The sequence below is a fragment of the Martelella sp. FOR1707 genome (assembly GCF_053484265.1).
In genome coordinates, this window is record NZ_JBAKFP010000001.1 from 154247 (window position 1) to 169056 (window position 14810).

The 14810-nt window shown below is 59.7% G+C and carries 11 protein-coding genes and 2 pseudogenes; 6 read left to right on the forward strand and 7 right to left on the reverse strand.

The genetic code is table 11. From position 1 onward, the window contains the following. Positions 1–27: 27 nt before the first annotated feature. Genes V6765_RS00710 through V6765_RS00720 form a run of 3 tightly spaced genes read right to left on the reverse strand, consistent with a single transcriptional unit; the run spans position 28 to position 2990 of the window. Entirely contained in the window at positions 28–783 is a 756-nt protein-coding gene (locus tag V6765_RS00710; protein WP_448425626.1) for an ABC transporter ATP-binding protein, read from the reverse strand. After that, the gene (locus tag V6765_RS00715) at positions 777–1844 is read right to left on the reverse strand and encodes a FecCD family ABC transporter permease (protein ID WP_448425628.1); all 1068 of its coding nucleotides are present in this window, start codon (positions 1842–1844) and stop codon (positions 777–779) included. The genes V6765_RS00710 and V6765_RS00715 overlap by 7 nt, the downstream gene beginning before the upstream one ends. 9 nt (positions 1845–1853) lie before the next feature. Beyond that, positions 1854–2990 carry an ABC transporter substrate-binding protein gene (locus V6765_RS00720; protein WP_448425630.1) on the reverse strand — a complete coding sequence of 379 codons (1137 nt, stop codon included), beginning with the start codon at positions 2988–2990 and terminating at the stop codon, positions 1854–1856. Positions 2991–3104: 114 nt separating this feature from the next. Between V6765_RS00720 and V6765_RS00725 the strand changes: the two genes are divergently transcribed. Next, a complete protein-coding gene (locus tag V6765_RS00725) occupies positions 3105–3893 on the forward strand; it encodes a class I SAM-dependent methyltransferase (RefSeq protein WP_448425632.1) in 789 nt (262 codons plus the stop codon). 419 nt (positions 3894–4312) lie between these two features. Here the strand turns inward: V6765_RS00725 and V6765_RS00730 are convergent, their stop codons facing one another. Continuing rightward, positions 4313–5551 carry a hypothetical protein gene (locus V6765_RS00730; RefSeq protein ID WP_448425634.1) on the reverse strand — a complete coding sequence of 413 codons (1239 nt, stop codon included), beginning with the start codon at positions 5549–5551 and terminating at the stop codon, positions 4313–4315. A gap of 254 nt (positions 5552–5805) precedes the next feature. Here V6765_RS00730 and V6765_RS00735 point away from each other — a divergent pair, with 254 nt between their 5' ends. From V6765_RS00735 to V6765_RS00755, 5 genes are all read left to right on the forward strand, one after another. Continuing rightward, on the forward strand, positions 5806–7356 hold the full coding sequence (locus tag V6765_RS00735) for an ABC transporter substrate-binding protein (RefSeq protein ID WP_448425636.1): 1551 nt from the start codon (positions 5806–5808) through the stop codon (positions 7354–7356). Positions 7357–7359: 3 nt separating this feature from the next. Then, on the forward strand, positions 7360–8310 hold the full coding sequence (locus V6765_RS00740) for an ABC transporter permease (protein WP_448425638.1): 951 nt from the start codon (positions 7360–7362) through the stop codon (positions 8308–8310). An 86-nt stretch (positions 8311–8396) separates the two neighbouring features. Then, positions 8397–9179, forward strand: coding sequence for an ABC transporter permease (locus V6765_RS00745; protein WP_448425640.1), 783 nt, complete (start codon positions 8397–8399; stop codon positions 9177–9179). Position 9180: 1 nt separating this feature from the next. Then, a complete protein-coding gene (locus V6765_RS00750) occupies positions 9181–11256 on the forward strand; it encodes a dipeptide ABC transporter ATP-binding protein (protein WP_448425642.1) in 2076 nt (691 codons plus the stop codon). After that, positions 11253–13115, forward strand: a complete 1863-nt coding sequence (locus V6765_RS00755; RefSeq protein ID WP_448425644.1) for a sulfatase-like hydrolase/transferase — start codon at positions 11253–11255, stop codon at positions 13113–13115. Before V6765_RS00750 ends, V6765_RS00755 begins: the two co-directional genes overlap by 4 nt. A 4-nt stretch (positions 13116–13119) precedes the next feature. Here the strand turns inward: V6765_RS00755 and V6765_RS00760 are convergent. The 3 genes and pseudogenes from V6765_RS00760 to V6765_RS00770 form a co-directional block, all read right to left on the reverse strand. Next, positions 13120–13324: pseudogene (locus V6765_RS00760) on the reverse strand (transposase); the annotation flags it as partial. A 65-nt stretch (positions 13325–13389) separates the two neighbouring features. Continuing rightward, positions 13390–13455, reverse strand: a pseudogene (locus V6765_RS00765) (DMT family transporter); the annotation flags it as partial. Between the two features lie 200 nt (positions 13456–13655). Next, on the reverse strand, positions 13656–14774 hold the full coding sequence (locus tag V6765_RS00770) for an amidohydrolase family protein (RefSeq protein ID WP_448425646.1): 1119 nt from the start codon (positions 14772–14774) through the stop codon (positions 13656–13658). Positions 14775–14810 lie beyond the last annotated feature (36 nt).

A 14810-nucleotide genomic window follows, 5' to 3' on the forward strand; every position in this document is an offset into this window, starting at 1 on the left:
CGGATTCAGTCAGCCATATCTTGCTTCTCAGGCAATCGACGTGCCGTCGACAATCACATGGTCATACTCCATGGAACATTTTTCGATCCGGGCTTGGATCCGGTAGACCTCCCTCAGCATGTCGACGGTGACGACGTCACGCGGGGTTCCGCAGGCCCGCATCCGGCCATTTTCGATCACGATGACCTTGTCGGCAAAGCGCAGCGCCTGGTTGAGATCATGGATCGCGATCAGGACGATCATGCCCCGGGTCTGCGCCTGTCTGCGCATGAAATCGAGCACCTCGACCTGCCGATGGAGATCGAGCGCGCTTGTCGGCTCGTCCATCAGCATGATCTCCGGCTCGCGCGACAGCGCCTGCGCGATCGACACGAGCTGCCGCTGGCCGCCAGAAAGCGCGCCGAGGTCGCGAAAGGCAATCGGCACGATATTGAGCGCCCGCATGATCTCATCGATCAGCCTTGTATCGTCGTCGCTCACCGACCAGGACTTACCCTGCTTGCGGGCAAGAAGGATCGATTCGTAGACCGTCAGCACCGCATTCGCCGATGTGTCCTGCGGCATGTAGCTGATGGCGTTCTTTGCCCTGGAGCCCTCGACGCGCACTTCGCCCGGGCCTTTCAGAATGCCGGTGATGCGTTTGAACAGCGTCGATTTGCCGGCCGCGTTCGGCCCGATGACCGCAACCAGTTCGCCAGCCCTCATCGGCGGCGTCGTCACATCTTCAACAAAGAGCTTTCGGCCGTGATAGGCACCGACCGATTGAAGCTGCAGGGCTACCATGAGCGGCTCCTGTTGGAGATGATGAGCGAGAAGAAGAAGGGAACGCCGACAAGGGCGGTGATGATGCCGATCGGGAAGACGACGCCCGGAACGATGGATTTCGAAACGATCGAGGTGACGGACAGAAGCAGAGCGCCTGAGAGGAGGGAGCCCGGCAAAAAGAACCGCTGATCCTCGCCGAGGATCATGCGGGCGATGTGAGGACCAACCAGCCCGACAAAGCCGATCGTGCCGACGAAGCTGACCGGTACGGCCGCCAGCAGCGAGATGATCAACATGGTTTCGAGCCGGATACGTCGGACATTGATGCCGAAGCTTGCGGCCTTGTCCTCGCCCAGCCGGATTGCGGTGAGCGCCCAGGCGTTGCGGGCGAAAAGCGGCACGGCGAGCACCAGAACCGCAAGCGTTACCCAGATTTTCGGCCATGTCGCCTTGGTGAGGCTGCCCATGGTCCAGAACACGACGGCGGAAAGCGCCTGTTCGGAGGCGAGATATTGCAGGAATGCCAGAAGCGCATTGAACGAAAACACGAGAGCGATGCCGAGCAGCACCACGGTCTGCACCGACACGCCGCGCAGTTGCGAGACGAAGTGGATGAAAAGCGTCGCGGCCAGCGCCACGATGAAGGCATTGACGGGCACAAGCATGCCGGCGGCGACGGGGACAAGCGAAATACTGGTAACGATGCCGAGCGCTGCGCCAAAGCTTGCGGCGGCGGAAATACCCAGCGTGAACGGGCTCGCCAGCGGATTGGCGAGGATGGTCTGCATCTGCGCCCCCGCCAGCGAAAGGGCGGCGCCCACCACAATCGCCATGACGGCGACGGGCATGCGGATATCCCAGACCACGGTGCGAACCTGCACAGAGACGGATGAAGGGCTGAAGATCGCGGCCAGCACCTCGCCAAGCCCGTAACGCGCCGGCCCCCAGGCGAGGTCGACAGCAAAGGACAGGAAAAGAAGCGCCGAAAGTCCGAATAGGATCAGCAGCTTGCGCCGGGCAAGGGCGCGATATCGCGCGCCCCCGGCTTGAGCCTCGATCATGTCTATCGAAGCATCCATGACTTCGGCCTACTGCGCCGGCTTGATGTCAGCCCAGTAGCCCGGCTGGTAATCGATTGGCAGGAATTTCTCGTGGAACTCCGCAAACGTCGCGTCCGGGTCGAGATCGGCAAAAAGCTCGGGGTGGAACCACTTGGCAAGTTGCTGGACGGCAACGAACTGGTATGGGCTGGTATAAAACTGATGCCAGATCGCATGAACGTCGTCGTCCGCCACCGCCTTGGACCCGGTAAAGGCCGGGTGCTCCATCAGCGCCTGCAGCACCGCGCTGTTTTCCTCTGCGGCGGACGCAGAGCCCGGGCCGACATTGACGAAGCCGCTGGCATCTTCCGTATTGGACCAGTTGGCGCCGGTGATGACGATCACATCGGGATTGGACGCCAGAACCTGTTCGGCATTGATGGATCCGGTATAGCCCGGCAGGAAATCTGAGCCGATATTGTGGCCGCCGGCCCAATTGACCATGAGGCCGAAATTGTCCGGGCCGAAGGTTCCGCAGCACTCCACCAGACCGGCGGCACGGTACATGAAGACGTCAGGCTCCTCCGGTTGCGCCGCTTCCAGCGTGTCTGTGACCCGCGCCATCTGCGCGTTCCAGTAATCGGCGACGGCCTCGGCGCGGTCCTCGTGACCAAAGAGCTTGCCGAGCACTTCAAGGCTTGGTTCGGTATTTTCCAGAATGTGCTCGCGGAAATCGATATAGACGATCTTCGTGCCGGTCTCGGCCAGCGTCGCCTCAAGCCCGATTTCGTCGGCGGCTTCCTTGTCGCCGATCGGCAGAAGCAGCACATCGGCATCAAGATCGACCACGGTCTCGATCGAAAGCGTGCCGTTTGAAAGACGGCCCAGGAAGGGAATGTCCGCGGCTTCAGGGAACTTCGCGACATAGGCGGTGTAGCCGCCCTTGTCGTTCATGTACATGTCATTGCGCCATCCGACGACCTTCTCGAAAGGGTTTTCCTTCTCGATCTGCGCCAGTCCGTAGATCATCCGGCCCTCGCCGAGGATCACGCGCTCGACCGGTGCATCGAAGCTCACCGCGCGACCCGCCACATCCTCAACCGTGAAGGACTGGGCAAAGGCGGAAAGCGGCAGCAGGGACGCGACGGCGGCTGTGGAGCCGGCAAACAATCTCACCAAATTCATTCTGGAAAACTCCCTTATCTCATCGGATGAAGTGAGGCTTATAAAACATGACTTGCTGAATCAAGTTTTATGTTTTAGAGCTTTTCCAAAGTGTTAGAGCGACATGAGTGCCTGATGAGCCAGCCGAAGAGCAATTATTCCATCCGCGATGAAATCCGCGATTACTGGTCGGAAAGAGCCGGAACGTTCGATCAGAGCGTCGGCCACGAGATTTTTTCGGATGCCGAGCGGCGGGGCTGGCAAAGGCTCATCCGAAAGCATCTCGGCGAAGGCCAGGGACGGCAAGCCCTGGACCTTGCCTGCGGAACGGCGGTGATCTCGCATCTGTTGCATGACCTCGGTTTCGAAGTCACGGGCCTGGACTGGTCCGATACCATGCTGGCTCTGGCGCGCGCCAAGGCGGAAAGCCGCAATGCCGATATCCGGTTCATCACGGGGGATGCGGAAAACACGCTGGAGCCATCTGGAACCTATGACGTGATCACCAACCGGCATCTGGTCTGGACGCTGGTCGATCCGCCGGCAGCGTTTCGCGAGTGGTTCTCGCTGCTCAAGCCCGGCGGGAAGGTTCTGATTGTCGATGGGAATATGGGCAAGACGACCTGGGTGAAGGGCCTGCAGACGTACTGGACCCGCATGACCGGCAAGGAGCTTGCCAGTCCGCTCAGCACAGATATGGCAGAGCGGCTCCGTGATATCAGGGCGAGGGTCTATTTCTCCGACCAAATGCCGGCCACCGCGGTGGCCGCGCTGCTGGAGGATGCCGGTTTCGAAAACATCGTCATCGACCGCAAGCTCACCGATATCCACTGGGCACAGGCGCGCAAGATGCCCTTCCTGCGCGGTCTCGACCGAATGTTCCAGGAACGTTTCGCCATCTGCGCCGAGAAGCCAAACCGATAGGATCGAGGCGCTCCAGCGCATGGATCTCGCTTATCAGCCCCACGGAGAGCAAGCTGGTTTGATTATTAGCATTGCACGCGTGTGAAACCCGCTGGCAATGGAGTCGAAGGTTCAAACTGCGCCTTCCGCGCGGTCACGATGCCTTGAGGCTCGGTGTCGTCAAACCGGTCATCTTTGACCAGGGTGGCGGAGCCGCCGCCGAACCTAGAGCCTGAAGGGCTCTAAAGGCGCGACCGTAGTGCCGAAGCAGGTGACGGTCCTCGGCCTGCGGCCACTGGCGCTGATCGTCGCGGACTGCCATGCGGCGGCCCCGAGAGCAGCGGCCAGACAATCATCCATTGGTGATCATGCCGCCGTTCACTTGAATTGTCTGTCTCGTCACGAAGCTGCTGTCCTGGCAGGCGAGGAGGACTCGCCACTCATGGGCGACCACAGATGACATGACGATGAGCAGCGATCAGGCTGGCAAAATCGACGTTGTTGCGTGCGTTCAGGACCGCAATCGCAGCGCCGACGGGAATGTTCGCGGAACCTGAATAGGCGCGATAGAGCCGCGGCATGGTCCGCTGGGGATCGCCTTGTGGAAGAACGACGGAGATCGGCAAGGGAAAGACCGCCTCGATCAGGAGGTCCAGTAGCTTGTCAGGCAAAAATCCGGCAAGGGCAATGCCATCCGGCCAGAGGGCGTTTTCCACGAAGTTGACCAGGAACCGCAGGATGGCCGCTGCCTCCTCGACCCAGGGCATGAAAATTTCCGGCGTCTGCTCGACAAGAACCTCGAGTTTTTCCTGAAACTCTCCCTGCGCAAAGTTGAAACCGAGGCGATGGCGGACGCCGCTGGCCGAAAGAACCGTGCTGATCATCTGGTCGCGGTATATGACGTGACCCAGTTCCCCACCCTGCGGCCATGTCTCCGGGTTGAGGGCGCGGTTGACGACGAAGGAAGCGCCAAGGCTCATGCCCGCCAGCAGATAGATGAAACGTTGATCGTGGGGCAGTCGGTTTGCCTCGGCGATCGCGGCTGACTGCACATTGTTCAGCACCATTACCGGACGTTCGAAACGCCGCCGCAAACGTAGCCTCATCTCTGCAACAGTAACTTTCGAGAAGAAACCATGAAACCATTTCTGGTCGAGCCACCGTCCGTTGACGCCGAACGCATGTGGCGGTGGATGCGGAACCTCGATCGGCAATGGTCCCGACAGGCCGATCGCCCAGATATCTTTCGTTGAATGGCACGAGAGAAAAGCCTCGATGCATTCTTCGAGTTTGAGCAGATAGGCCTGACTGTCATCATAGGGCACGTCAATCAACCAGCTCTTCCGGTCGACGACGCCCAGGGTAAGGTCCACAAGCGCTAAAAAGCAGGAGTTCCAACGGAACTGGACCCCCAACGAATAGCATCGCTCCTTCACCACTCTGAGGCCGCGATGTTGGTTGCCGCGCTTTCGGGCGCTCTGCTCGCGGTCGAATTCTTCAACGAGACCAATATCGATCAATTCCTGGACCACGTTGGTCATGGTCTGCAAGCTGAATGGCATGCCTTTGCCGATTTCCGAGCGTGATCGGCCTGGCAGATCGCGCACGGCCTCAAACACCGCAGCCAAATTGCGATTTCGGGTTTCGTTTGTATTTAGCGCAACGCTACTGGGCGACATGGACGACTACCGTATTCCGACACTCCGGAGCTCCCGTTGCAAATCCAGCAGCCGGCGCGCCCCTTTTGTCTCAACATAACCTCGATCAATGAATGCTTGCCAGTTGTGACAATTGCAAGTGTCACCTGACAGAGCCTCTTGGGCGGTCATCTGGAATTGCGGGAGAGTCCCGGCATTGACGGTTATCAAAAAAATTGCTTTAATCAACTTTCTTGAATGAATAATGTCATCGCAACACGGGAGGAACGGTGACCATGACAGGCATTCTCAAAAACTGCGGTATCCACAAGTTGGGGCGACGCGATGTGTTCAGGCTTGGCGCCGCTCTCGTCGGCCTGATCACATTCGACGTCGTTCCGCTTGCGGCTCAGGACGCGACCCCGGTGGAGGGAGGGACGTTGCGTATCGCGCAGGCGGCGGATGCGCAGCCGAACGCGATCCTGGCGGGTCGCGCCGGAAACAACATCTGGCGTTTCAACGTGACAGAGCCTTTGACCTATCTCGATCCAGAGGATAGTTCGCCCGTTCCCGTGCTTGCGGATCACTGGGAATCGAGTGATGACGGCAAGACCTTCAAAATCTGGCTGAAAGAGGGTGTGAAGTTTCATACCGGCCGCGAAATGACGGCCGATGATGTGGTGTTTACGCTTGACCAGGTTCTTGTGCCCGCAAACGCGTCGCAGATGCGCCCGCTGGTTGCGCAGCTTTCATCTTACGAGGCGACCGGCAAGTACGAAGTGACCATTACCTCCGAAACGCCTGTCGCGCCGCGGATTTTCGACGTTTTTGAGTTGGCGGTGATCGTCGACAAGGAGACTTTCGACGGACTGGCAGACGGCAGTCAAGTGGTCGGCACCGGCCCGTTTAAATGGGAGGAATGGGTGCCTGGCGCAAACCTCCGTCTGAGTGCAAACGAAGACTATTGGGGAGAGGCGCCTCATCTTGACGAGATCGAGATCTCCGTCATTCCCGATCCCACCGCGCTGGCCAATGCGATGCATGGCCGCGTCGATATGGCGCTGAATATCACGCCGCGCGATGCCATCATGTTCCAGGGAAACCCGAATATTGCGCTTCAGGATGTCGGGGGCGGCAACATCTTTCCTTTGGGGCTCGATGTCTCCAAACCCCCTTTCGACAACAAGAAGCTGCGCCAGGCCATTGGATTCGCGATTGATCGCGAGCGTATTGTCGATCAACTCTTCAACGGCGGCGGAGATACGTCGGTTCTCTGGTGGGCCAGCAACCAGCCCGGATCCGCCTCACTGGTTGACCACTACACCTATGATCCCGACAAAGCGCGCGCGCTTGTCGCCGAGGCCGGTGCGGAAGGCACCGAGTTCAATATCCGGGTGATTGGTATTCTTGCCGTGCCCCAAATTTATGAAATCGTCCAGAACAATCTGCGCGAAATCGGCCTTGAGCCCACAGGGGAAGTGGTCGAAACCGCTGCATTCGACGCCGGGCAAACCGCCGGTGATCTCGGTCCTTCATTCATGCAGATTCACGGGCTGCAGGGTTTTTCGGTCGCAACGCTTGTGGATGCCTTGCCCGCGCTGCGCGACGGCAATCCGTCGAAATTCGACCCGCCTAAATATCGTGAGCTGAAGGATAAGGTGCAGTCGTCCACCGGAGATGCCTATGCCGCAGCCGTCACCGAACTTGGCGAGTATATGCTTGATGAGGCATTCAGCCACATTCTGGCGCATACGCAGCCGATCAATGCCGTCACGCCGAAGTTGCATGGCGTGCTGTCCGATGGCGTCGGTTATTATCGTCTGGGCAATGCCTGGCTTGGAAAATAAGCCATGCTGGGCTTCCTGACCAAGCGGCTTTCTTCGCTGCTGCTGCTGCTGCTTGCGGCATCGGTGATCGCATTCTTTCTCCCCCGACTGGCCGGGGGAGACGCGGCTCAGGTCCTTGCGGGATCGGATGCCTCGGCCGAACAGGTCGAAGCCATCCGGGAAGAGCTTGGATTGAACCGGCCCGTAATCGTCCAGTATGTCTACTGGATTGGCGGCGTCGCCACGGGTGATTTCGGGACATCGCTGATCAACAAGCGGCCTGTCTCTCAGCTTGTGATGTCGCGCATGAGCAGCACGCTCGAACTGGCGATCTTCGCAACGGTGCTGATGGCTGTTTTGGGGACGGGGCTCGGTGTCCTTGCCGGGTCGCTGCATCGCGGCGCGAAACGGGCAGCCAACGACACGCTGCTGTCGGTTCTCGTCGCAACGCCTCCGCATGTCACGGGCCTTATCCTTATCCTGATTGTGGGCGTGACCTGGCAATTGCTGCCGGTGTCCGGAGAGGTTTCGATTTTCGATGATCCCGTCCAGGGCTTTCTCTATCTGTTGTTGCCCGGCCTTGCGCTGGCTCTGCCGCAGGCGGGAATGATCGCACGCCTGATCCAGGCCCGCATGTACCAGGTGCAACAGGAAGATTTCGTTGATCTGGCCACCTCCAAGGGCGTGTCGAAAACGCGTCTCGTATGGCACCATGTCTTGCGCAACTCTGTAGGAACGGCGATCGTCGCCACAGGCGTGCGCGTGGGCGAACTGCTCGCCGGGGCGGTCGTCATCGAGGCGATCTTCGCCCGTAACGGCCTTGGGGCCATGGCTGTCAACGCTGTGTCCTCGCGCGACTATCAGCTTCTCCAGATCGTGGTTTTGTTCGCGGTTCTCGTCGCGGCTCTTGTCCATCTCGTGTCAGAGATCCTGCTGGCGTCTCTCGATCCCCGTATTCGTCTGGAAAAAGAATGAGTAATTCTGCTACTTCTGCGTCGCGCCCAAACCGGCTTGCGCCCGGGCTCGCACGCTATCTGGGCGCATTTCGCCGGATGAAGGGCATGATCGGCGGGGCCCTGCTCCTGCTACTGGTTGTGCTCGCTCTTTTTGCTCCAGTGATCTTTCCCGACGGGGTGGATCAACAAAGCCGCGACAGCTTTCTCAAACCTTCTCTGGCTCATCCATTCGGGACCGACGAGCTTGGCCGCGACATATTCGTGCGGTGTATCTTCGCCTTGCGGATTTCGATCAGCCTCGTGATTGTCGCCGTGCCGGTCGGAGCCGTGCTCGGTACGCTGATGGGGCTTTCGGGCTTCGTGTCAAAACGCCTGGGGCAGTTCTTTCAGCGCCTCTTCGACATAATCCTCGGATTTCCAAGCCTCGTGCTCGGCATCGTTATTGTCGTTGCCATCGGCGCGGGCTGGCTTTCGCTGGCGGTGACGATTGTGGTCTTCACCATTCCGCGGTTCGGAAGGCTCGCACATGGCGAACTGCTGACTGAACAGAGCCGAGAATATGTGCTGGCGGCCCGGGTTCTCGGAGTCCCCAAACTCAAGATCATGACCCGGCATATTCTGCCCAACACGTTGGACACCCTGCTTGTGCAGGCTTCGATCTCGATGATAGCGGGCATTTTCATCGAAGCCGCGCTGTCGCTCATCGGTCTCGGGATTCAGCCGCCGACGCCTTCGCTCGGAACTCTCCTGAATGTCGGTATTCGTTATGTCTGGGTGCAACCAATGTATACGGCCGGACCGATCGCAATGCTTCTTCTTCTGGCGCTCGCTTTCAACCTTATCGCCGATGCGCTGAATGCATCGACCTTGCGGGCAAGGGAGGAATGATATGGAGAATGACGTTCTTCTAGACGTCCGCGACCTTGTTGTGGAATTCGGAAAGCCCGGTTCCGGACTGCGCGCATTGCATGAGGTGTCCTTCACCGCCCGCAAGGGCCGCATACTCGGCATCGTCGGAGAATCGGGATCCGGAAAGTCCCTGACGGCGAGGTCGATCATGCGGATGACGCCGGACGGTTGCAGTATCGCCGGCGGCGAGATTCTGTTCGGCGATCGCGATCTGGTAAAGGCCGATTCCGGCACCATCCGTAGGATGCGCGGCCGGGATATGGCGATGGTGTTTCAAGATCCGCAGGCCGCTCTCAACCCGGTCAAGACCGTCGGATGGCAGGTCGAGGAAGCGCTGATCGTGCATGGCATGGCGTATAGAGAGGCACACAAACGCGCTGTCGAGCTTTTGCGGCAGGTCGGTATTCCGGAGCCGGAGAAGCGCGCGAAGGAATATCCGCATGAATTTTCAGGCGGTATGCGCCAGCGTGTGGTAATCGCGATAGCGATTGCCAATTCCGCCAAGTTCATCATTGCCGATGAGCCGACGACGGCGCTAGACGTCACCATCCAGGCGCAGGTCCTGCCTCTGCTGACCGACTTGCGGGACAAGCATGGCATTGCCGTGGCGCTGATTACCCATGACATGGGCGTGGTGGCGGAGGTCTGCGACGACATGATCGTGATGTATGGCGGGCGTGTGGTCGAGCGCGGCACGGTTGCCGAGGTATTTGCCGATCCGCAGCATCCCTATACGCGCGATCTCCTGCATTCGATGCCGCGCATTGGAGGTGAGAGGCATGAACGCCTTTCGACTATCCCGGGCGCGATGCCGGACTTGTCCCGCCTGCCGTCAGGGTGTGCCTTTCATCCCCGCTGCGCGTTGGCGGAGGATATCTGCGCCGCGCAGGTGCCGCCGCTTGTTGCTGTTGAAGGAAATGCCGGACGGCAATCCGCTTGTCTCGTGAGGCAACGCCTCGGTTGTCTGCCGCAAACTCATGCGATAGAGGCCACCGCAGCCGCACAGCGCAACCCTCATGCGGATGATGAGATGATGGCGCTGGAGGTGCGTGATCTCAGGGTGGATTTCGGTTCCAGAAAACGCCTCTTCGGCGTGGAGCCTCCGTTTTACGCTGTCGGTGGCGTCAGCCTTTTTGTGCGGCCCGGCGAGACACTTGGCCTGGTCGGCGAGAGCGGTTGCGGCAAGACATCTCTTACACGAACCATCGTCGGCGTGAACACGCCTTCATCGGGTCTGATCTTTGTCGGAGGCGAGGACGTCACAAGCTTCGACCGCAAGGCGTCGGCCCTGGTGCGCTCCAATGTCCAGTATGTCTTTCAGGATCCGCATGCTTCCCTCAATCCGCGCTTGACCGTTCGCCAGATTCTTTCGGAGGCCCTGGAGCAGCGCGGCCTTGCACGGCAGGGAAGGGAGCCGGAATGCCTGCGGCTGATGGAGCTTGTCGGGCTCGATCCGTCCTATCTGGACCGTTATCCGAAGGCCTTCTCTGGCGGTCAGCGGCAGCGCATCGGAATCGCCCGCGCACTTGCCATCGAACCAAAGGTGCTGATCTGCGACGAGCCTGTCTCGGCGCTGGACGTGTCGATCCAGGCACAGGTGATCAACGTCCTTTCCGATCTGCGAGACCGGCTGAATCTCGCCGTCCTGTTCATTGCCCATGACCTTGCGGTGGTCCGTCACCTCTCGGACCGGGTGGCCGTTATGTACCTGGGACAGATTGTCGAGGAGGGGCCGGCCGAGAACATCTACCGCACGCCCCGTCATCCCTACACCGCCGTCCTCATGTCTTCGACCCCGCGCCCGGAACCGGACCCCGAGGCGATGGACAAGAAGGCGATCTTGAAGGGAGATCCTCCAGATCCTCGTCAGCCGCCATCCGGGTGTAGGTTCAGGACGCGCTGTCCGATTGGACCGTCGGTCTTTCCTGAACGCAGGATTTGCGAGGAGCGTATCCCCGAACTGCAAGGCGCACCGCATCGCGCCGCCTGTCATTTCTCCGAAGAGGCGGCAGGGATTCTCTCGGTTACGTCGAATGCCATGGAAACTGTCGAATGAATGCCCGACCGAATATTCTTTGTCTCGTCAGCGAAGACTGCCCGCCTTGGATTGGCGCCTATGGCGGTTTGCTTGCCTCTACGCCCAATCTCGACCGTCTTGCGGCCGAAGGCGTAACCTTCGACAACGCATCCTGCACGGCGCCCGTCTGCGCACCGTCGCGTTTCGCCATCCTGACGGGATTCCACGCCGAAAGCGCGCCGCCCGCGCAGCACATGACTGCCTGTGGAACGCCGCCACGAGATCTCGTGACCTATCCGGAGATGATGCGCGCGGCGGGCTATTACTGCACCAACAATTCCAAGACCCACTACAACATCGACATCGACCCATCCGTGATCTGGGATGAAACAAGCGGAACCGCCCACTGGATGAACCGGCCTGCAGGAGCCCCGTTCCTCGCCGTTTTCAACACGATGCTAACCCACGAAAGCTGCATTTTCGAGGAACAGCCAGGCTCCGTCGGACCACGGGATGTCGTTGTTCCGGCCTACCTGCCGGATACGGAGGGAGTTCGCATTTCGCTTGCCCGCTACTGCAACAGGATATCGGTTATGGATAGATGGATGGGAGAACGACTCGCGGAACTTGACGCCGCCGGGCTCGCTGATGATACGATTGTGTTTTACTTTTCCGATCACGGTTCGCCTCTGCCGCGCTCCAAGCGCCTATGTTACGAAGAAGGGCTGCGGGTGCCGCTGATCGTGCGTGTGCCTGAAAAGTGGCGTCGTCTGCTGCCGGAAAACCAGGGGCCTGGAAGCCGTTCGCCGTCGCCGGTGTCGCTGGTCGACCTCTTGCCGACCTTCGCTTCGCTCGCCGGCGTTCCGGCGCCGCCTGATGTTCAGGGTCTGGCCTTCCTCGGTCCCATGCCGACGCAACGGGAATTCAGCTTCTCAGGTCGCGGAAGGATGGATGAGCGTTACGATTTCATCCGCACGGCACGGAGTGCGCGATTCCGCTACATCCGCAATTACGCCCCGCACCGCATATACGGACAATATTCCGCCTTTGCCTGGAATAGCCTTGCGTATCAGGACTACGAAACCGCCCATCTTGAAGGTCGCCTTGATCCCGTTAGGGCGCGGTTCTGGAAACCGAAGCCTGCAGAGGAGCTCTATGATCTTCACGCAGACCCCCAGGAAATCGTCAATCTCGTCGATGATGCCGGATATTTTGGGGTGCTCGAAGATATGCGTGCCGCGCTGGATGAGCATATGCTGGCAATTCACGATTGTGGCTTTATCCCCGAGGGCTCGCCCGTCGAAGAGGAACACAAGCGCAGCGATCCTGACCTCTACCCGCTGACACGAGTGATGGCGCTGGCTGCAAGCGCCATTCGACGCGATCCGGCGGAAATCGCGCATTTCATTGGGGCGCTCGATCGCGCCAACCCCTCGGTTATACGTTACTGGGGCGCACAAGGATTGCTTATCCTGGCCGTCGCCGGTCATGATCTGCCTGACGATCTCAACCGTCTCATCGCGGATGAGGATGACCCGCGTGTGCTGATCGCCCTTCTTGAGGCAAGAGGGCATGGCGGCAAGGCGGAAGGTTCCGTCCGGCTGCTGACGTTCATCTTCGAGACGGAAAAGCGGCCGGAGATACGATTGCAGGCGCTGAATGCGCTGACGGAGTTGCCGCTGTTTGCGGAAATCACTCACAAAAGCGTTGCAGCCGCACTGGATGATCCCGACGAATATGTTCGCGGCGCCTGCGCCTATCTAAATGCAAGGCTGACTGGCTGTTACAGACCGACCGACAACCTGTTCCGCTTCGATCTTCTAGCCGCGCAGCAAGGGCGTTCGGGAATTGTGCCACAGCATTTTCCTGCGCTGGAGGAGATCGTGGTCGGGCGATAAATCACACCTGGCTCTTGGAGATGCCCGACATGCCCATGGCCTTGACCAGGTCATCAACCGACCGGGTCGAAACGCCCTGGATATAGAGGCCTCCTAGATGACCGCGGTCAAAGCCTTCTCGGCCATGCGGCGCGGCTCCAGGAAGATTGGGAAATAGCTGCCTGTGCGAAGCTTCGGATGTGAAGCTCCACCGTCCCCACCCGCTTCTCCCGGTCGCAGCCATGATGAAGCCGGCCGCGCCAAGCTTCGGCGCAAGCATGAGAGCGCCGGCGATATAGACGACGCCGACAATACCGCCGATCCATATCCAGCGCGGCGCCTGGGCAAGGTTCGCAAGTATCGGGGGCCTGGACCTTCGCCAGCAGCATCACGTGCACGATGCAGGCGAAACTGACAGGGAGGGAAACAGGCGTGCCCCACAACGGATGGCCGAGCGTCCGTCCCAGCGCCGCGTTGGCGCCGGCCTGGAACGGAACGACCGCGGCTCTCGTGATACCGGACTGTCTATGCCGGGCATGCGACAGACGCCCGGCGCGCTCGTCAGGCCTTTATGCCGAACAGCTTTTCCGCGTTCCGGTACGCGATTTTTTCCTTGGCTTCGCGCGGCAGATCGACCGCCCGGAACCAGTCGGTTCCCTGCTTCATGTCTGCAAACGGGTAATCGATTCCAAACATCACCCGGTCTACACTGATATATCTCAGCAAGAGATGAAGCAGCTCATCCTGGAAGAAGGCGCTGGTCGTGTACCAGAAATTGTCGCTGAAATATTGCCCAAGCGGTTTGTTCAGCGCGTCTTCGGTCGACTCGCTCATATCGCCCACGATACGCTCGTAGTAGAACGGAAGGCCTTCTCCCATATGGCCGATAATCATCTGCAGCTTCGGGTATCTGTCGAATACGCCCGTCAGGACAAGCCGAAGGCATTGCGTCAGCACCTCCTGGTGCCATCCATATCCTGACCCGCTGAAGATGTAGTTCTGGAATTCCTGGTCATAGCCCGGCCGGACAGTATGGTAGTAGATGTTGAAAACCGCTTCAGGCGGGAAGCCCGGATGCAGGTAAATCGGCACGTCAAGCGCCTCGGCACGCGCCAGAAGGGGCTCGAAATCGGGGTGGTCGAGGAATTTTTCGCCGATGAATCCATTGGTCATGGCGCCGACAAAGCCATCTTCCCGAACGGCGCGTTCCAGCTCGTCCGCCGAGGCCTCCGGGTCTTGCAGCGGCAGCGTTGCATAGGCCTGGAACCGCCCCGGATAGGCTTTCATCGGACCATCGGCGATCATCGTGTTCAGGCGAACCGCAAAATCGATGCCCTCCTGGCCGGGGACATCCTGCACGCCCGGCGTATGCGCGGAGAGGATCTGGACATTGATCCCGGCCTCGTCCATGGCCGCGACGCGGCCCGCGCCGATTTCGGCAAGGCCGGTTTCCTTCAGATACGCGACGTGTTCGTCGTTGATCGCGTTCAGCGCAATGAGTTCGTCGGTGGTGTAGGTCTCTTCCGTGGCGATAAACGGCAGGTCCCGGTCACGATACGCGATGACCGAAGGCTCCGCCGCGGCAGCGCGCGAGACAATGGCAGGCGCCGACAGTCCGGCGCCAACGCCAAGGATTGTCGCGCCGCTCAGAAAGGTGCGGCGTCCCGTCGAAAGGGACATAATAGGTTTTGCGATCGACTTCATGTGTTTCAGCTC

What these genes read in the sequence shown, in the direction of transcription:
- V6765_RS00710 (WP_448425626.1), bottom strand. Translation starts at nt 783, where the DNA reads ATGGTAGCCCTGCAGCTTCAATCGGTCGGTGCCTATCACGGCCGAAAG.
- V6765_RS00715 (WP_448425628.1), bottom strand. Translation starts at nt 1,844, where the DNA reads ATGGATGCTTCGATAGACATGATCGAGGCTCAAGCCGGGGGCGCGCGA.
- V6765_RS00720 (WP_448425630.1), bottom strand. Translation starts at nt 2,990, where the DNA reads ATGAATTTGGTGAGATTGTTTGCCGGCTCCACAGCCGCCGTCGCGTCC.
- V6765_RS00725 (WP_448425632.1), top strand. Translation starts at nt 3,105, where the DNA reads ATGAGCCAGCCGAAGAGCAATTATTCCATCCGCGATGAAATCCGCGAT.
- V6765_RS00730 (WP_448425634.1), bottom strand. Translation starts at nt 5,551, where the DNA reads ATGTCGCCCAGTAGCGTTGCGCTAAATACAAACGAAACCCGAAATCGC.
- V6765_RS00735 (WP_448425636.1), top strand. Translation starts at nt 5,806, where the DNA reads ATGACAGGCATTCTCAAAAACTGCGGTATCCACAAGTTGGGGCGACGC.
- V6765_RS00740 (WP_448425638.1), top strand. Translation starts at nt 7,360, where the DNA reads ATGCTGGGCTTCCTGACCAAGCGGCTTTCTTCGCTGCTGCTGCTGCTG.
- V6765_RS00745 (WP_448425640.1), top strand. Translation starts at nt 8,397, where the DNA reads ATGATCGGCGGGGCCCTGCTCCTGCTACTGGTTGTGCTCGCTCTTTTT.
- V6765_RS00750 (WP_448425642.1), top strand. Translation starts at nt 9,181, where the DNA reads ATGGAGAATGACGTTCTTCTAGACGTCCGCGACCTTGTTGTGGAATTC.
- V6765_RS00755 (WP_448425644.1), top strand. Translation starts at nt 11,253, where the DNA reads ATGAATGCCCGACCGAATATTCTTTGTCTCGTCAGCGAAGACTGCCCG.
- V6765_RS00770 (WP_448425646.1), bottom strand. Translation starts at nt 14,774, where the DNA reads ATGTCCCTTTCGACGGGACGCCGCACCTTTCTGAGCGGCGCGACAATC.